The sequence below is a fragment of the Chitinophaga sp. 9-1-y genome (genome assembly GCF_059511905.2).
The window spans coordinates 5,286,834-5,303,695 of record NZ_CM197955.1; the positions used below are offsets into that span (position 1 = coordinate 5,286,834).

Here is a 16,862-nt window from a genome sequence, read left to right on the forward strand (position 1 = left end):
ACCATGAACTCATTACCTATTACGGGCGATTTTGTACGCGCCCTGGGATGGACGATCCTTCATTCCATGTGGCAGGCATTCTTTATTCATGCCTGTTTGCGAATAGTGTTAAAGCTTTGGCCACTAGCCGGTGCACGAATCCGATATAATCTCTCCCTCCTGTCGTTGACTGGTATTTTTACCTGGTTCCTGGCTACACTGTATATGCATATGCAGCGCCTGCAGGAAATACAGGAAAGCGTTGTATTTGCCGGAAACCATGTAATATCCTTACCTGCGGCGGCTTCCCAGCCTCCGGTATATCCCGGCCAGGACCCGCTCATGTGGATGTTCCCCAACCTGGAAATGTGCTTTCCATTCCTGGTAATGCTTTATATAATAGGAATGGCAGTCATGACCATTAAATTATGCTCGGATCTTTTTCAATTACAACAAATCCGTACTACGCTCACAGAGCCAATGGGCGCGGCATGGGACAAACACCTGGAACGGCTTGCTGCTCAATTGCAGATTCCCCGTAAAGTAAAACTGCTGATCTCCAGCCATGTACAGGTTCCCGTAATGCTCGGCTTCTTAAAACCTTTGATCCTGCTGCCAATAGCCATGGTCAACAATCTCAGCGAAGAACAACTCGAAGCAGTATTGTTACATGAACTGGCGCATATTAAACGCAATGATTATCTACTGAATATCTTCCAATCAATCGTTGAAACTATTCTCTTCTTTAACCCTTTCGTATGGCTGATTTCCAAAACCATCCGTATAGAAAGAGAACACTGCTGCGATGACCTGGTAATTGCGAATACCGTACAACCGCTCCAATATGCACACGCACTGGTAGCGCTCGAACAGTACCGGCTAACCGCCAACAGGCTCACCATGGCTGCTGCAGATAATAAACAACATCTGTTTTACCGCATTAAACGCATCATGGAAATGAAAACAAAACATCTTAATTATAGCCAGAAATTTTTAGCCGTATTAATTATCGCCACCGGCCTCGTATCCATTGCCTGGCTTAATCCTGCCAAAGGAAAAGAAAACGCTGCCGGGGAAAAGCTGATCGCAGAAAAGCACCAGCAGGATGCTTTACCCTGCGACAACTCAGCAGATCAGAACGCGATCATAGTATCATCCAACGGCCGGAAGGTGTACCTCAAACAGCAATTAGAAACCACCGCCATTGACAGTACCATAGATCCATCTGATATTGGCATTCCGGTTCCACCTCCACCACCTCCTCCTAACCCGGTTGCTGCTCCCACGCCCAATCCAGCTCCGGCACCAGCTGCACCACTGGCACCACTCAAAGGCAACATCTCCGGCGATATGGCACCTGTGGCGCCAGTACCTGCCTCCAACTTTGATGTTAAATTTAATTCCAACTTCAATTCCAATTTCAACTCCAGCTTCAATCAGATGATGGACAGTACCCCCATCACCCTGTCGGGTAATTACGATGTGCATGTGGATAAAGAAGAAATCCGCAAGCAAATCCGGGAGGCACAACGCAGCATACAACTGGCCATGAAACAGTTGAAAGAAGTGGATATGAAAAAAATACAAGCCGATATTCAGGCTGCTACTAAAAATATCAACTGGAAGGATATTTCAGAAGAAGCCCGGAAGGCACAGGAAGAAAGCATTGCAGCCATGAAAAAAGTTGACTGGTCCCAGGTGAGCAAAGCACAGGCAGAAGCCGCAGCAGCCTTGAAAAACATCGACTTCGCCACCATCAATAAAAGCCTTACCCTGGCATATACCAACCTGAAAACAGATAAATTCCAGAAGGAATATAATGAAGTACATAGCAAAACAGGAAGGAGCCAATCCAACACCGGCACTAATATAGATGACGTGCGCAAACAAAGAGCTGCTGCCCTCGCAGATGCTGCCAAAGCCAGACAGGAAGCCGGTAAAATAAGGGAAGAAGTTAAACAAGGGAGAGCAGATATCGGCAAAGAAGCAGACGAGCAAAAAGCTGTAAGTGACAAAGACCGGAAAAAAGCAGATGAACAAAGAGCGCTCGTTGATAGAAACAGGAAAAGAGCAGACGAGCAAAGAGCACGCGCCGACAGAGACCAGAAACTGGCGGACGAGCAAAGGGCACATGCTGACAATGACCGGAAAATAACAGACGAACAAAGAGCACAGATAGACAAGAGCAGGAAAATAGCAGACGAACAAAGAGCAGTGGCTGATAAAGCCAGGAAACTGGCAGATGAGCAAAGAAAAACTGTTGATAAGACCTACCGGGAAATGATCAACGAAATGGCTGCTGACAACCTGTTAGATGCCAACAAAAGCTATAGCGTGGAAAAAAACAGCAATGGCTTGTTTATCAATGGTGTAAAACAACCTGATAACGTTGCCAGCAAATACAGCAAATACCTGAAGGGAGATCATATCACTATCAAAGGTGCTACCAACAACTTCAGTTCAATTATAGAAAACTAATTACTGCAAACCAATTGCAGATGAGATCCGTACCATTACCGTTCATACGGTAATGGTATTTTTTATTATAGGCGTTCCCTTATCTTTAGGTTAACAAATCAACGACTTTGTATTATGAGAACATTTTGTCTTACACTAGCCTTGTTTGCCACCACCATGGTAAATGCCCAGGAAAAAGGCATGGTGATCAACAACCTGGTAAAAGGAAAAGTTAATGCTGCCACCCCGGTTAAGAATCAGGGAATGACAGGTACCTGCTGGTCATTCTCCTCTACTTCTATGGTAGAATCAGAATGCCTGCGTAAAGGACTCCCTGAGCTGGACCTCTCTGAAATGTTTACTGCCCGCAATGTTTATATCGAAAAAGCCAAGAACTATGTACGCCGGCAAGGCTTTGCCCGCTTCGATGAAGGCGGCCTGGCACACGACGTAATCCGTTCCATTGCACTTTATGGCATAGAGCCGGAAAGTGTATACAGTGGCCTCAAAGGCAATGCTACCATGCATAATCACAGTGAAATGGTAGGCGCCATGAAAAAATACCTCGATAGCATCATCAAAGTTTCTCCCGTGCCCGACAACTGGGTTTCCCAGTTTACCGGCATCCTGGATAATTACATGGGCCAGCCACCTGCTACCTTTGAATACAATGGTAAAACCTATACTCCACAAACATATGCAAAGGAAGTGGTGAAGTTTGATGCCAATGATTATGTATTCCTGACCTCCTTCACACATCATCCTTTTTACCAACCTTTCGTGGTAGAAGTACCGGATAACTTCTCTAATGGCGCGTATTACAATGTACCCATAAAAGAATTAACCGGCATCACCGAATCAGCCCTGGAAAAAGGTTATACTGTGTTATGGGATGCAGATGTAAGCAACAGGGGTTTTGCCGGTAGCCTGGGATACGCCATGTTGCCTGAGCCAAACACTTCCCTGAAAAAAGACAGCATCAATCCGGATATGGCGGAGCCTTCCTTTACCCAGGAATCACGCCAACAACTATACGAAGAACTGGTTACACAGGATGATCACCTGATGCACATTACGGGCATCGAGAAAACACCTAAAGGCAAAACCTTTTTCCTGGTAAAAAATTCATGGGGAACTAAATCCAGTCCGTTTGGAGGTTATCTGAATGTATCCGAAGCTTATTTTGCTGTAAATACCATTACGATAGTAGTACCTAAAGCAGCACTGGATAAGACTTTACAAAAGAAATATAGTATCAACTAAGCGATTCTCCGTAATAGCAAGGGCAGCTTCCGCCAACAGGAGGCTGCCTTTTCTATTATCAGGCAGTATAGCCAATGTATAAAAGTTAATGCTTGAGGGTTCAATGCCTACATAATAAAAGCGCAAAGAAATTTAAACGGTAGTATTCAGTTGCGTTGCTCCGTTAAATTTCTTTGCGCCTAAAAGGTTCTGGTTAACTTTTTCTCTGCGATTTCTAAATGCTGATAGTCACCTACTAACAGCTTCGGGGGCATAGGTATCTGAACACCTGCTGTTAAACCGAACCAGGGATTTATGAATAAAGGATAGTAAAGCCTTTAATATGTTGTACCTCGCCGGTAGTAATTTCCAGTTCCTTTACTGCCGCCATGGCAGGTCCTGATTTACACCAATCGATAAAGTCTTCCATAACAGATTCTTCTGCTTCTGCCAGAATCCATACATTTCCGTCCAACAGATTTTTTACTTGTCCCTGTACTTTCATTGAATCGGCTACACGTTTTGCATTAGCCCTGAATCCCACTCCCTGCACACGCCCTTTCACTATAATTTCCTTGTGTACAATTGTCTTAGTTGTCATAAATTTTACTCGATTAACGCGGTTGTTGCCCTATTTTCCGAACTGCATGCAATACAAATGAAGAAGGACATACACTTAAAAAACATTCAAAATTTCCGCTAAGATACAAACAACTAAAAACTTATTACAAAAGGGATTAAATAGTGACAGGCCCATGAAGCCTTAATGGCCACCAGCCATCACGCCAAGCCGGATATCCAAATGGATAAGAAACAAGAGATGAGCAATATACAACTACCTGAACCAGGATTTGCCGGGTCAATGGATGCGCAGCATCGTTAAATGGGTATGCTAACGGATCAATAACAGCTGCCAACGATGACCACCATGGTATGGACGGTAAACAAAGCATTGCAACAGCAACAGTATGAAAGAGTGGTTAACTTGAGGGAAACAAACACTGATGAACATTGATATAGGGGATAACAAATTATTTTTCTCCGCCTACAATCCATTCATTCTGCGAATCTACCACCCGGCAATCCTGAATCAGATAATGTTATAGCTGCTTATGCAGCATAGTTGAACAATGAACCAACCATGTGTTCAATATCTCCAAATACAAAATCTTTAATGCGTTCATATTTACCACCTGCAGCAGGTCTTTTCAGCAAACTAAAACAATGACAATTAAAGCTGCGTACAAATAATTGCTGCGCCAGCAAAGGCATGATCATGTTGACTTCTGCATCATGTAATCCTCTGGCCAACATAATATGTGGTTTGAAAGATTGTGGTTTTAACTCAAACGCCTGCAGGATATTACGATGTAACTCAATCAGGGGCTTGGGGTTCGCCACGTTGATGAAAACACTATTATGCCCGTCTGCATGTCTGAAAGCATCCATTTTTGAGGTGTAAATGGCAAATCCTGCCTGCTTACGCGCTACCTCATCCAACATGCTAACAAAATCTTCCTGAAAACGCTCAGGGAAGGCTGATCTGAACAACGCCACATGAACCGGCGCTCCCGACATTCCCACTTCATTTAATTCAGTAGCAACAAACTGGCGGATACGGGTCACATCTTTAGATACAGTTGCATCCGGATTCACCACCAACAAATAATCAAATAACTCTTCCGAAGTTTCATAATTCGTATTCATAACCTGATATTTTAATTCTTCCTGTTAGAATGACAATACGAATATACAACCTTTTTTCGGAAATACTAATTTTTTTAGCATTTTTTACTAAAAAAATAAGGATTGCTAAAGAAAATAGTGAGTTAAAAACATACAACCTATTGAATACCAATCAAAAGCTTCTAAATACTAAAAGCCTGGTAAATGATACATTTACCAGGCTTTTATATTTTATCCGCCTACCCATTATAAGGCATACGGATCTGCCTTACTGATATAATACACCAGGCTTTTTACCTGCCCAGGTACATCATCCAGTTCACCAGTCAATACCATATCGGATTTCTCCAACACCTTAATGGAAGCCAGGTTTACAGGCCTTACCACTGCATATATTTCGGAAAAATTCAACTGATCAAACCCATACCGAATGGCCGCTTTACAGAATTCAGTCGCATACCCTTTCCCCCAGGCACTTTCAGCGAATCTATATCCGATATTTATTCTGTCTACATCCCCATACATTTTATGACTCAATCCCGCATAGCCAATCACCTGCTCCGGATGGCTTTCCAAACTAATTTTCCAGGGACCAAAATCATATCGCTCCCAATGTTCCAGGAACCGCTTCATATTGGCTTCCGCTACAGTCATATCAGGCACCGGACCAAAAGGATTATAAAGATTGGTGCGAATGTCACCATAAATTTCAAAGTAAGTAGTTACGTCCTCCGCTACAGGCTTTTCGAAAATGAGTCTTGCTGTTTTCATACCATTGCTTTTATCTTAACAGGGAAATCCCGACCAATATCGCGAATATTCCCCTGCTGCCAATAGCATCTTCATTTCAATTTATGCGAAATAAAAAAGGGCTATCTCAAATGTAATAAGAGATAGCCCTTTGCTGAATAATATATTTACTACGACAGCTTTTCAATAATAGCCACAAAATCAGCAGCCACCAAAGACGCGCCACCAATCAAGCCTCCGTCAACATCAGGACTGGAAAACAGCTCAGCCGCATTACCTGGCTTCGCGCTACCACCGTATAAAACAGAGATGTGCAAACCTGCTTCACGACCAAATTTATTGGCAATCTGTGAACGGATAAACGCATGCATATCCTGCGCCTGCGCAGCACTGGCAGTAAGCCCGGTACCAATTGCCCAAATAGGCTCATAGGCAATCACCACTTGTTTCAGTTGTTCTGCTGTCAGGTGATACAGACTTTCTTCCAGTTGTTTGGCCACATAAGCGTTTTGTGTTTCCGCCTGTCTTACTTCCAGTGGCTCTCCACAACAGAAAATAGGCTTCAGTCCATTAGCCAGTGCCTGGTCAATCTTTTTCGCCAGCATTGCATTGCTTTCCTGGAAATATTCTCTTCTCTCAGAGTGACCCAGGATCACATAATCTACTCCTATTGATTGCAGCATTTCCGCTGATACTTCACCCGTATAAGCGCCAGACTTCTCACTGTAGCAATTTTGTGCAGCTACATAAAAACCAGGATAGTTTTTCAGCAACGCTTTCGCTTTCAGTAAATAAGGAAACGGCGTAGCCACCACTACTTCCTGTCCTTCTTTCAAGGTAAGCCCTGCCTGCAGGATGTCATTAATCAATTGCTCGCCCTGCGCCAGCGTCAGATTCATTTTCCAGTTACCTGCAACAATTTTCTTTCTCATAAATACTGTGATATTAAGTTTTAAGGTCTTTCTGATGTCTTAATTCATATACGGCCGTCAATATCTCCTGCTCCTGCTCCGATAAAGCATGCCCCTTTAATGCCATCCAGTTTCCGGCATCTTTCAGCGCCTCCACTAACCGGTAATCCTCCTGGTCTCCCCAGCTGAAAGAAGGCACAAATTTAGGTGGAAAATGCCCGCCAAATACATTGCAGGATACGCCAATCACAGTGCCGGTATTCAACATGGTGTTAATGCCGCAGCGACTGTAATCGCCCATCAATACCCCACATTTCTTGCCTGCTGCTACTGCTGCCCCACTGGCTTCTTCCCATACCTTTACGGTAGACACATTATTCTTCAGGTTGGAACAGGAAGTATTCGCCCCCAGGTTACACCACTCCCCAATCACAGCATCCCCCAGGTAACCTTCATGCCCTTTGTTGGAATAGCCAAACATCACGCTGTTCTTGATTTCTCCGCCGCCGGTACAAAATGGCCCCAATGTGGTGGCTCCATATACTTTGGTCCCCATTTTCAACACCGCTCCTTCTCCCAACGCAAAAGGCCCCCTGATCAAACACCCTTCCATCACTTCTGCATCTTTCCCGATATAAATAGGTCCGGTACTAGCATTGAGCACACTGCACGATATCTTCGCACCCGGTTCCAGGAAAATGTCCGTATGATTGATTTGTTGATTGGTGTGTGATAAGATGGCCGATGTGCGGCCTGCTGTAAGCAACTCAAAATCTGCCCTGATTGCTTTGTCGTTGAGCGCAAAGATATCCCAAGGCTTATAAATTCCCAGTACTTCTCCCGGATAATTTTTCCGGTCGGCCGCCTGTAAAGTTGGTACATCGGGGGCCAGCACCGCTTTAGCCAGTAACTGGTGATCTTTATATAGCTCCTGGTCCGGCTCCAGCGCAGCAATGGCGGCTACTAATCCGGCATCCGGCAGTATATGTCCGCTCAATAAAATATTTACCTTATTGCCGTCTTTGTGCAGCAATGGAAATTTTTCCTGTAAATGCGGTACAGTAAAATGGCTTACTCCTGTACCCAGCCAGTGTTCCCACTTCTCCTGTATGGTGAGTATTCCTACTCTGCAGGCGGCAATGGGTCTGGTATGTGTAAAAGGGTATAACAGTTCACGTACGGGCGTGTCAAAAAGAATATAATTACGCTCCATAAGGGGCTAAAATAGAAAATCCCATCGACACGCCGATGGGATTTCACTAAAAAATATTTTACTTAGCAATTATGCTTTCTTAGCATAACGCTTGTTGAATTTATCAATACGTCCTGCGGTATCCACCAATACGTTCTTACCAGTATAAAAAGGATGAGAAGTATTGGAAATTTCCAACTTAATCAACGGATACTCATTGCCATCTTCCCACTTTGCAGTTTCTTTGGAAGGAGCAGTAGAGCGGCTTAAAAAGCTGTCACCGTTTGACATATCTTTAAATATCACAAATCTGTAACTTTCTGGATGGATTCCCTGTTTCATATCAAAATTATTGTAAATACAGGGTGCAAAGTTAACTAAATTTCTTTAACACCCAAAGATTATTCGTAAAAAAATCAGGATTTCATGTTAATATACTGCAAAGGTATACCCAGATTGGCCTCCTTTGCTTTTTGGATAACTTCCTGTAAGTCATCAATTTTCTTACCGGTAACCCGCACAATATCGTCCATAATGGCCGCCTGTACCTTTAAACCTGCGTCTTTGATCATTTTCACAATCTTCTTGGCATCTTCCTGCTTAATACCATTCCGCACCGGTATATCTTTCTTAAATACCTTACCACTCTGGTAAGGCTCCTTACTCATGTCATAGATAGTAGCATCCAGCCCCTGACGCATGGAACGGCTCACCAGTACGTCCAGTACCTGTCCCAGCTTCATATCACTGTCTACCTCAACATTCAGCACCAATTCTTTTTTATTCAGCGCTATTTCCACATGTGAACCCTTGAAATCAAACCGGTTGGTAATTTCCTTTTTCACCGTGTTAATCGCGTTATCCAGTGTTTGTAAATCTACTTTGCTAACAATATCAAAGGACGGCATAACTATAAATTTTATATTCGAACAGCAAATATAAAAAAGAAAAAGCAGGTAGAGAACTACCTGCCGCATATATACTCTAAATCTAACTTGTTACTAAATTTTGCTGATCCGGCCCATGCCTGAAACAGACTTTGTCAGGCTCGGATCGCCTTTATATTTTATAGACCCCATGCCGGATATGCTGGCGTCCAGTTTTTTCTGTACAAATACTTCGGCCTTACCAGTACCGGAAATACCAATAGAAACGTCATTAGCAGATAAACCCAATGCATCAATATCTGCTGCACCTGATATACCATATTCTGCTTTATCTGAACTGCCTTTCAGCTTAATATTGCTGGCGCCGGATAATCCTACATCCACTTTCTTTGTATTGATATTCAAATTGGCATCTGTGGCCCCGCTAAACCGCAGCTGAATACGATCGCTGTTCAACACTCCGGTATTGGTAAACCCTCCTGCTCCACTGGCAGATAACTTATCTACCTGCTGTAAGGTTACATATACTTTGATGTCTTTCGTGGGCTGAATGTTATAGCCTTTCTTAGAATGAATGCGCAGCTCTCCGCCACTGATTTCCGTTACAATATATGGCAACAGGTTTTCCTCCGCTTCCACCCGGATACTATGGGTGCTGCCCTGAGTGATCTCTACTTTATAAACGCCGGAAGTACTGATATCTGTAAAAGCGCTGGCATCACGGGCCTCCTGCTTCATACTTCCATTTCCCCGGATCCTTTCTTCTGTGATATGTTTAAAGGAAGCCAATACACCAACCGCCAATAATAAAGGCAGGGCTAACATTAAAAAGGTACTGATACGTTTCATATGTGTAACAAATTTTTTAAGGTAATAGAATGGCGTTTTTTTTATTGAACATCAAGATTAACATCCGAATTGGTTCCCTGTATTTTTATATTGGGAGATGATTCACTCCCCGTGGCCGATAGCGCAGAGTAATTCAAACTCGACCCCCGCTGGTTAGATACCACATTCTTCAACTCCAGCCCTCCAGTACCCAGGTCTCCGTTTACCAGGTTCGCGGTAATAGACAAGGGCTGCCTGCGGGTGAACACTATTTTTGCATCAGAATAAGTGAGCTGTAAATAGGCCTGCTTAAAACCAGTACCTACTTTCGCTATTTTCACATCTCCATAAGTCATTCTTACATTGATAGCCTGCTGCAGCTCTCCTATCCTCACATCGGAATAAGTACAACGTCCTTCTACCTGCTCAGCCGATTCTATTTTATAATCGTCATAATTAGCCGCTACTTTCAGACTACCTACTTTAGCGATCGCATATTCGCTGTAGTTAGAACTGGTTTCCAGTCCCCGCAACTGATCTGCGCGAATAGTAGAGTAATTACCCCGTACATCCACTTTACCGGCTTTCCCGATTTTGCCCTTATCACAGTAGTTGATTCTAAAACTAAGGTCTTCTGCTTCCCTGATATCAAACGTGCAATAGTTCAGGTCCAGCGAAGCGGGAAAAGTAAACTTGTCTGCAATCACATCTCCAAACTGGTTTTCCACTAACAACTTTTGCAAACTTTGCGGGATGTATACGTCATAATCAATATTCACGTAATCTTTGGAATCCATTTTCCCACCCCATGAAAACCAGCTGGAACCAGCCTTGGAAGGGTTATACACGGTACGCATGGATACCGCTGTATTACTGCTTTTATCGGTGGCAATATCTACCAGGTCTGCTATCGACTGGGCTTGTTCATCATTCTTGCCAAAGCCGGTAATGGTAATGGTGGCCTTTACTTCATTCTTGTTCCAGGCATGAAAAATGATCTTTCCATATTTATTTCCGATACTCAGTGTTGCATTATCGCTTACTGTAAAATTCTTAACCACTGTTTTTTTGTAAGCCGTTCCTCCACCGTGAGCCTGCGCCAGTACTGGCAATAACAGGAATAACAAGCATTTAAATCTCAGCTTCATATTGCTTTTTTGTGTGACCCGGAGTTACGCGCTTCGCCTGTAACTCTTCTAATATTTTGTCCAGTAAGTCCAGTTTCAACTGGTAGTAGCGTACAAGAGCAGCGCGAATTCTTTCATTGCCGGGATTGTTTTTCAATTCCTTCTCCAGCGCTTTATAGGTATCATTGCGAAGTTCCAGTTCTTTACGGGCAGCACTATCAAGCCCCAGCTCTTCTGCCGGGTAAGCATTGATTAATTTCAGCTTTTCGTCGATGCGTGTAGTATAATAAGCTTTCGCTTCCTGCATTTCAGGCGATATTACCGCCAGTTCCTGTTGCTGGTGCTGTTTATGTTGGGCAAAATAAAACAAGGCGCCTGCATTTGCCAGCAATACCAATACCACGGCCGCTTTAAACCAGTTTTTCTGTAAAAGCTGTACCACCCTCCCCTTCTTTTGCTGTGTGAGCTCTTTTTCCAGTGCATCCCAAACCTTTGGAGAAGGTCCGGGCATCTCAAAATCTTCCCGATGCTGCTGGATAAAACTTTCAAAATTGTCTGGCATCAATGAGTTACATTTTGCTGTTTTACAATTTGCCTTACTTTCTCTTTGGCACGCATATACTGCGTTTTAACGGTCGATTCGGTGATACCCAGCATTTCTGCTATTTCCCGGTGAGAATACTCTTCAAACAAATAGAGATTCAACACGGTACGGTATCCCTGCGGTAAACCATGGATGGCGGATTTAACAGCAGCCACCGTAGAGGTAAACTGCGCTTCATCAATACCATCTTCTGTCATTACTTCCACATCGTCTACCTCTTCAAAATACACTTTCTTTTTACGCAGTGTATTTAAACAATGATTTACCACGATCCGTTTAATCCAGGCACTCACGCTTTGCTCGCGTTCCAGCTTACCAATATTCCGGTGTACCTGGATGAATGCCTCCTGTAAGGTGTCTTCAGCATCGCTTACGTTATTGGTCATACGCAAACAGATATTGTACATAGCCGCCGCGTACGCATTATACAATTCACGGAATGCGCGAACATCCCCCTTCTTGCAGCGGTCGATTACATTCTCTGCTATTTGCGTTTGGTTCAAGTTAGTTGCTGATGCTTTCATTATAAAGACAGTAATTGTAAAAAAGGTTGCATGTGCTTTGGAAAGATTTTCCAATTTATTGTCACTAAGCCTTTTCTGCCAGGATGATAACCTTTCTATCTATTTAATTATTAATACTTTATAGAGAAGACAAAAAGATTAGCCCTGTGATTTTTTTTTCAAAATTATGCCGGTGGAACATCCCCCATGATCAAATTACACCAAAGGGCCTTTTTCTGTGACGAAACTGGTATAAACTGCGACTTGAACATCTGAAAGGAAAACGTAGCCCAATGAGAGGCTACGTTTTTCCATCCTTATATACCTAAAAAACCATCTTTAGGACAGGGGGCTGGATTAGTTACCACCCTGCTTTATACGATTTTGCTCTGCTTCCAATCCTGTTGTCCGGGTACGTGCGGCCTTCACATTGGTGTTACCAAAACGATAGTTGAAGGTTAAACGAACCTGGCGGGCATCCCATTTACTGTAGATGGAAGTATATCTGCCAGCATTTGCAAAGTCACCACGGAAGTAGTTGTTCCCGAGTACATCCGTTACATTCAGTTTCAGTGAACCCTTACCTTTCATTATTTTTTGTGATACACCCAGATCCAGGGAGCTCATAGCCTTCATTTTAAACAATCCCTCATTGGTTACCTGCGGAGATACATAGAAGAAAGTCACTTCCGCTGCGGTGTTCTTGCTCAGGGTAAATGTCTGCTGGGTACGGCCAAAGAAGGCGCCGGAAGCCAGTTTCACCAGTGAGTTATCCACCATAGTTTCGTATTTGGCATAAGAAACAGATACGGTGGTAAAGCTCATCCACCATTTGGTGATAGGCATAGGTACAGAGATATTCAGGTTAAAATTATCTGACTTAGCCACGTTCTGGTATTTGTAACGGATAACAGAAGTATCGCCGGTATTTCTGTCTACCTCCGCTTCCAGTATTCTTGTCATCATATCCTTTGTATGAGAGTAACCGATGGAAGTAATCAGGAAATCCTTAAAAGTATGCGTCAACTCAAAGTTGTTGGAATACTGCGGACGGAGATAAGGATTACCGGATTGCTTGGTATACCTGTCGATATAAAACTCAAACGGATTCAGGTCTTCGTAGCTCGGGCGTTCAATACGACGGCTATAACTCAGCCCCAGGGTATTGTTCTTATTCAGCGTATAGCTCAATGCCACATTGGGAAACAGGTTAAAGTAACTGGAATCATTCTTTTTAATGACCTCTTTACCTACTGCGTCTACCGATTCAGAATTACCGGAGATATTGGTTTGTTCTCCACGCAGTCCCAACTGTACATTCAGCTTTTTAAACTGCTTGTTGAAATTGATATAAGCGGCATTTACGTTTTCTTTATAGATAAAATGGTTAGAGCGGTTATTATCCAATATCCAGGTATCGTTTCTCAGTGAGTCAAAGCGGGCATTATTATCGGTGGTTACAAAGCCCACTTTCACACCAGCTTCGAGTTTTGCCTGATTTTTCAGCGGTTGCACATAGTCCAGCTTGGCCGTTTTGATTTCTATGCGGGAGGGCTGATTATTGCGGGAAGTATCGCTACCCATTATGCGTTTGCCTTCTGCATCGCGAGACAAGGAGAAAATATTGGTTGTCTGTTTGTCTGTATTCCGTGCATAATCCAGGTCAATATTCAGTTCCCTTCCGGTAGAATCCAGGATACCACGATAGTTAAGGTTATAAGAACCTCTTCTCCATTTACTATCATAATTACTGTTGGTATTCAGGATGGAGTCTATACGGTGGCTGTTGCCAATATTCGTAATGGATTGCGAAGGATAACGCTGGGTTCTGTCGGCCAGATCCACCATCACACCAATGGTATGTCCTTTACTGATAAAATAATCTGCACCTATTTTACCTCCCTGGTAATCAGATTTCTGGTGCATTTTATTCGTCTGGTCATACACTCTTAAACCGTTTTCATCGGTGAAAGAACGATATACGCCCAGGTCTTGCTGTGCTTCGCGGTGATTGTAATTATAAGAACCAAACACATTGAATTTAGCATTGCGGTGATTCAGGTTCAGGCCACCGTTCCAGCGCGGGCGAATTCCCTGGGCTGCGCCAATAGTCAGGTTACCATTGGTACCATAGTTGGAGTTCTTCTTTAGTTTCAGGTTGATAATACCTGCATTACCAGCTGCGTCATATTTGGCAGAAGGATTAGATATCAGTTCAATCTGGTCGATATTGGTTGCCGGCATGTTTTTCAGCATTTCTGCCACATCCAGTGATGTCATGTTGGTAGGCTTTCCGTCTATCATAATGATAACACCCGCCTTTCCTTTCATAGAAACATTGCCATCTTTGTCTACATTGATAGTGGGAGATTTTTCCAGCACTTCCATGGCAGATCCGCCGGCGGCGGTAATGCTGCTTTCCACATTTACTACCATTTTATCAGCCCTTTGCTCTACAAATGGCTTGCGGGCGGTTACATCAACACCTTTCAGTGCTTTGGAAACGGCTGCCAGTGACAGGGTTGGTACCTGTACTTTGCTGCCGGCCACATCAAACACCGGGCTATATGTTTTGGTCATACCAATAGATACTGCGGCAACCAGGTACTTACCCTGCTTTACCTGTTCAAATTCGTACCGACCATTGATATCTGCGATGGCTCCTTTTACTAAAGTTGAATCTTTTGCTTTTAATAGGGTTACAGTAGCGAACTCTACAGGTTTGTTTCCAGCCTGGTTAACTTGTCCTGCTACGCCTTGTGCATTTTGGGCGTTGGAGGTAAAGGCTGCAGCTAACACACTCATTGTTAATGTTATAGCTTTAATACTTGTGTTCATATAAGGGCGGTTTAGAGGTATTCTTTTTGGTTTTTTAGATCCTTAGCTTGTATACTACAGTAGTTAAACTACTACAGTAGATTAACTACTACGATGTAAAAGTAGGTATTATGTATTACACAGTACATAGCATTACACAAGCGGTCTATAGCTAGGGACGAATGGTAAAAACTATGGAGACGACTAAAAAGACGACTGAGGCAACATAATGTTGCAGGGGGATAGGCACTATATAAAATAGTGGTGTTAATACCGGATAACCGGTATTTTAAGCGGATAAAATAACCAGGAAGATGGGAAAAAGAGCGTGGTTTTAATTCAGACGCTCATCGAAGTCGATCATTTTACGATAACCGGGCTTGCGGCGATGATGGTAGATTTGCATCAAATAGATAAACAATATCATACATAAGCATACCAGTAACATTGATAATGTACTGCGTATACCTAATAACAGGCTTTCGGTAGACAAAGTCCTGCTGTTAAAAAACGTTTCTTCCGGTGTCCAGCGGGCCGATTCATCAGTACGGGGGTTAAAATCGGTATAGCTATATCCGTTGGTAAACCTGGCCAGCGTCACCACCCGTTGCAACTGTGTCCTTATTTTTGAAATATCGCCTGTTTTACCAATAGCAGTAAAACACAGAGAGCCTCGTCTTCCCAGCAGGCGGACTTCATAATTCAACACAGGAGTGGCGCCACTATTAAAATGTAATACTCTTGCCCAGTGAAGGGAACGATTTTCCTTGTCAAAAAAAGGAGGAAATGCCCAATCCATACTGGTAATCTCTCCTGCTCCGTTACGGCGGCGTAATACATTCTCATTTTTTAGCTCCTCTTTCATTTCACGGAGCAACTTATTATAATTGATATTGCCAGCTTCCCGTTCGTCCAGGTATCCAAAAGGTTCGAAAGAAATCACTACCCCGCGGAAATCCTTGTCCCTGGGACTTACCCGGGCCGGCAACAAGATGCCGAGGGTATTTGGATTTTCCGGGTTTCCCCACAAGCCTTCCACCAACCGGCGGCTTTGCGCAGCATCCAGCAAACGGAAACCTTCAGGTACCTGCATAGTAACCCCCTGTCCAAGTTCCTGTTCACCTGTCTTATAAGAAAAGGATGCCACGATAATGTCAGTAGAATCCAGCTTGTCATATTTACTAAGACTGTCTTCCCTGGATAATCCAAGGCTTTTGAGGTTCACCGTTAAACACAAAAGCCATATGAAGCTGCAATAAAACGTACGCATAAAACTAATTAAATAGCCACAGGTTATTTACCAGTTCAACAAACAAGGATAAACTAATAAAAGGGTTACGATTAATAGTCAGATTAAAAATACAACTACATAGTGCTACTATAACTCTACTGAAAAAATACCTTTAAAATCGAACCAGGACAATAACACGTTAAATACATTTATTCATGGTCCAGTTGCAGGGTGTTCAGCAGGTCTGGTAATTCCTGCTGCAGGAGTTCGAAAAATTCCCGCTCTTCTTTGCGGATATGTGTTTCCAGGCTATTGGCCAATACATCCATAGCCGCATCGAGGTCTGTGCTATCAGTGAGCGTGCTGTACATCCGGGAAATAACAAGGTGTTCAGCCTGTAATTCCTGTATCATGGTATCAATAGCGGTACTTTTGCCTGCGCATTTTTCAAAGAGATATTCTTCTTTCTGGATATGCGGAACCATCAGTTCCTGGAATACCTTAATAATATATTCAAACCTGGCCTGTGTTTCCAGGGGAAAGCCTTCGTAGGGTGCGGCATCTTTTTTCAGGTAGCGGCACACAAATAGCAGGCGCTTGTGTTCGTGCGACAGTGAAATTAATGAAGGGTGACGTTGCATATTGTAA

The 16,862-nt window shown here is 43.3% G+C and carries 16 protein-coding genes; 2 read left to right on the forward strand and 14 right to left on the reverse strand.

Going from position 1 to position 16,862, the window contains the following annotated elements:
• The first annotated feature begins 3 nt into the window (after nucleotides 1-3).
• Both AC5ZC7_RS20860 and AC5ZC7_RS20865 read left to right on the forward strand, forming a co-directional pair.
• The gene (locus AC5ZC7_RS20860) at nucleotides 4-2,457 is read left to right on the forward strand and encodes a M56 family metallopeptidase (RefSeq protein WP_496156957.1); all 2,454 of its coding nucleotides are present in this window, start codon (nucleotides 4-6) and stop codon (nucleotides 2,455-2,457) included.
• A gap of 114 nt (nucleotides 2,458-2,571) precedes the next feature.
• On the forward strand, nucleotides 2,572-3,699 hold the full coding sequence (locus AC5ZC7_RS20865) for a C1 family peptidase (protein ID WP_496156956.1): 1,128 nt from the start codon (nucleotides 2,572-2,574) through the stop codon (nucleotides 3,697-3,699).
• Nucleotides 3,700-3,991: 292 nt separating this feature from the next.
• On the opposite strand, the gene AC5ZC7_RS20870 is transcribed toward AC5ZC7_RS20865, so the two are convergent.
• The 14 genes from AC5ZC7_RS20870 to AC5ZC7_RS20935 all read right to left on the reverse strand — a co-directional run bounded on the left by AC5ZC7_RS20870 (nucleotide 3,992) and on the right by AC5ZC7_RS20935 (nucleotide 16,855).
• On the reverse strand, nucleotides 3,992-4,279 hold the full coding sequence (locus AC5ZC7_RS20870; protein ID WP_496156955.1) for an acylphosphatase: 288 nt from the start codon (nucleotides 4,277-4,279) through the stop codon (nucleotides 3,992-3,994).
• A 509-nt stretch (nucleotides 4,280-4,788) separates the two neighbouring features.
• Nucleotides 4,789-5,385: a 2'-5' RNA ligase family protein gene (locus tag AC5ZC7_RS20875; protein WP_496156954.1), complete on the reverse strand. Its 597-nt coding sequence runs from the start codon at nucleotides 5,383-5,385 to the stop codon at nucleotides 4,789-4,791.
• 225 nt (nucleotides 5,386-5,610) lie between these two features.
• Nucleotides 5,611-6,135 (reverse strand): GNAT family N-acetyltransferase, encoded by a 525-nt coding sequence (locus tag AC5ZC7_RS20880; RefSeq protein ID WP_496156953.1) that lies wholly within the window; start codon nucleotides 6,133-6,135, stop codon nucleotides 5,611-5,613.
• A 149-nt stretch (nucleotides 6,136-6,284) separates the two neighbouring features.
• Nucleotides 6,285-7,046 carry a triose-phosphate isomerase gene (gene tpiA, locus AC5ZC7_RS20885; protein WP_496156952.1) on the reverse strand — a complete coding sequence of 254 codons (762 nt, stop codon included), beginning with the start codon at nucleotides 7,044-7,046 and terminating at the stop codon, nucleotides 6,285-6,287.
• 13 nt (nucleotides 7,047-7,059) lie between these two features.
• Complete coding sequence (locus AC5ZC7_RS20890; protein ID WP_496156951.1) at nucleotides 7,060-8,238, reverse strand: putative sugar nucleotidyl transferase; 1,179 nt, start codon at nucleotides 8,236-8,238, stop codon at nucleotides 7,060-7,062.
• Between the two features lie 69 nt (nucleotides 8,239-8,307).
• Entirely contained in the window at nucleotides 8,308-8,559 is a 252-nt protein-coding gene (locus AC5ZC7_RS20895) for a type B 50S ribosomal protein L31 (RefSeq protein ID WP_145674946.1), read from the reverse strand.
• A gap of 74 nt (nucleotides 8,560-8,633) precedes the next feature.
• Entirely contained in the window at nucleotides 8,634-9,125 is a 492-nt protein-coding gene (locus AC5ZC7_RS20900) for a YajQ family cyclic di-GMP-binding protein (protein WP_496156950.1), read from the reverse strand.
• Between the two features lie 93 nt (nucleotides 9,126-9,218).
• The gene (locus AC5ZC7_RS20905; protein WP_496156949.1) at nucleotides 9,219-9,953 is read right to left on the reverse strand and encodes a GIN domain-containing protein; all 735 of its coding nucleotides are present in this window, start codon (nucleotides 9,951-9,953) and stop codon (nucleotides 9,219-9,221) included.
• A gap of 41 nt (nucleotides 9,954-9,994) precedes the next feature.
• The gene (locus tag AC5ZC7_RS20910) at nucleotides 9,995-11,080 is read right to left on the reverse strand and encodes a hypothetical protein (RefSeq protein WP_496156948.1); all 1,086 of its coding nucleotides are present in this window, start codon (nucleotides 11,078-11,080) and stop codon (nucleotides 9,995-9,997) included.
• Nucleotides 11,064-11,621: a hypothetical protein gene (locus tag AC5ZC7_RS20915; protein WP_496156947.1), complete on the reverse strand. Its 558-nt coding sequence runs from the start codon at nucleotides 11,619-11,621 to the stop codon at nucleotides 11,064-11,066. Before AC5ZC7_RS20915 ends, AC5ZC7_RS20910 begins: the two co-directional genes overlap by 17 nt.
• Complete coding sequence (locus AC5ZC7_RS20920; RefSeq protein WP_496156946.1) at nucleotides 11,621-12,187, reverse strand: sigma-70 family RNA polymerase sigma factor; 567 nt, start codon at nucleotides 12,185-12,187, stop codon at nucleotides 11,621-11,623. Before AC5ZC7_RS20920 ends, AC5ZC7_RS20915 begins: the two co-directional genes overlap by 1 nt.
• Before the next feature lie 336 nt (nucleotides 12,188-12,523).
• The gene (locus AC5ZC7_RS20925; RefSeq protein WP_496156945.1) at nucleotides 12,524-15,004 is read right to left on the reverse strand and encodes a TonB-dependent receptor domain-containing protein; all 2,481 of its coding nucleotides are present in this window, start codon (nucleotides 15,002-15,004) and stop codon (nucleotides 12,524-12,526) included.
• Nucleotides 15,005-15,317: 313 nt separating this feature from the next.
• Nucleotides 15,318-16,253, reverse strand: a complete 936-nt coding sequence (locus AC5ZC7_RS20930; RefSeq protein WP_496156944.1) for a DUF2167 domain-containing protein — start codon at nucleotides 16,251-16,253, stop codon at nucleotides 15,318-15,320.
• Nucleotides 16,254-16,423: 170 nt separating this feature from the next.
• The gene (locus tag AC5ZC7_RS20935) at nucleotides 16,424-16,855 is read right to left on the reverse strand and encodes a hemerythrin domain-containing protein (protein WP_496156943.1); all 432 of its coding nucleotides are present in this window, start codon (nucleotides 16,853-16,855) and stop codon (nucleotides 16,424-16,426) included.
• Nucleotides 16,856-16,862 lie beyond the last annotated feature (7 nt).

Excerpts from the sequence above, each read along its gene's own strand:
- AC5ZC7_RS20880 (WP_496156953.1), bottom strand. The coding sequence starts at position 6,135 with ATGAAAACAGCAAGACTCATTTTCGAAAAGCCTGTAGCGGAGGACGTA.
- AC5ZC7_RS20935 (WP_496156943.1), bottom strand. The coding sequence starts at position 16,855 with ATGCAACGTCACCCTTCATTAATTTCACTGTCGCACGAACACAAGCGC.
- AC5ZC7_RS20925 (WP_496156945.1), bottom strand. The coding sequence starts at position 15,004 with ATGAACACAAGTATTAAAGCTATAACATTAACAATGAGTGTGTTAGCT.
- AC5ZC7_RS20910 (WP_496156948.1), bottom strand. The coding sequence starts at position 11,080 with ATGAAGCTGAGATTTAAATGCTTGTTATTCCTGTTATTGCCAGTACTG.
- AC5ZC7_RS20915 (WP_496156947.1), bottom strand. The coding sequence starts at position 11,621 with ATGCCAGACAATTTTGAAAGTTTTATCCAGCAGCATCGGGAAGATTTT.
- tpiA (WP_496156952.1), bottom strand. The coding sequence starts at position 7,046 with ATGAGAAAGAAAATTGTTGCAGGTAACTGGAAAATGAATCTGACGCTG.
- AC5ZC7_RS20920 (WP_496156946.1), bottom strand. The coding sequence starts at position 12,187 with ATGAAAGCATCAGCAACTAACTTGAACCAAACGCAAATAGCAGAGAAT.
- AC5ZC7_RS20870 (WP_496156955.1), bottom strand. The coding sequence starts at position 4,279 with ATGACAACTAAGACAATTGTACACAAGGAAATTATAGTGAAAGGGCGT.
- AC5ZC7_RS20905 (WP_496156949.1), bottom strand. The coding sequence starts at position 9,953 with ATGAAACGTATCAGTACCTTTTTAATGTTAGCCCTGCCTTTATTATTG.
- AC5ZC7_RS20865 (WP_496156956.1), top strand. The coding sequence starts at position 2,572 with ATGAGAACATTTTGTCTTACACTAGCCTTGTTTGCCACCACCATGGTA.
- AC5ZC7_RS20860 (WP_496156957.1), top strand. The coding sequence starts at position 4 with ATGAACTCATTACCTATTACGGGCGATTTTGTACGCGCCCTGGGATGG.
- AC5ZC7_RS20890 (WP_496156951.1), bottom strand. The coding sequence starts at position 8,238 with ATGGAGCGTAATTATATTCTTTTTGACACGCCCGTACGTGAACTGTTA.
- AC5ZC7_RS20930 (WP_496156944.1), bottom strand. The coding sequence starts at position 16,253 with ATGCGTACGTTTTATTGCAGCTTCATATGGCTTTTGTGTTTAACGGTG.
- AC5ZC7_RS20895 (WP_145674946.1), bottom strand. The coding sequence starts at position 8,559 with ATGAAACAGGGAATCCATCCAGAAAGTTACAGATTTGTGATATTTAAA.
- AC5ZC7_RS20900 (WP_496156950.1), bottom strand. The coding sequence starts at position 9,125 with ATGCCGTCCTTTGATATTGTTAGCAAAGTAGATTTACAAACACTGGAT.
- AC5ZC7_RS20875 (WP_496156954.1), bottom strand. The coding sequence starts at position 5,385 with ATGAATACGAATTATGAAACTTCGGAAGAGTTATTTGATTATTTGTTG.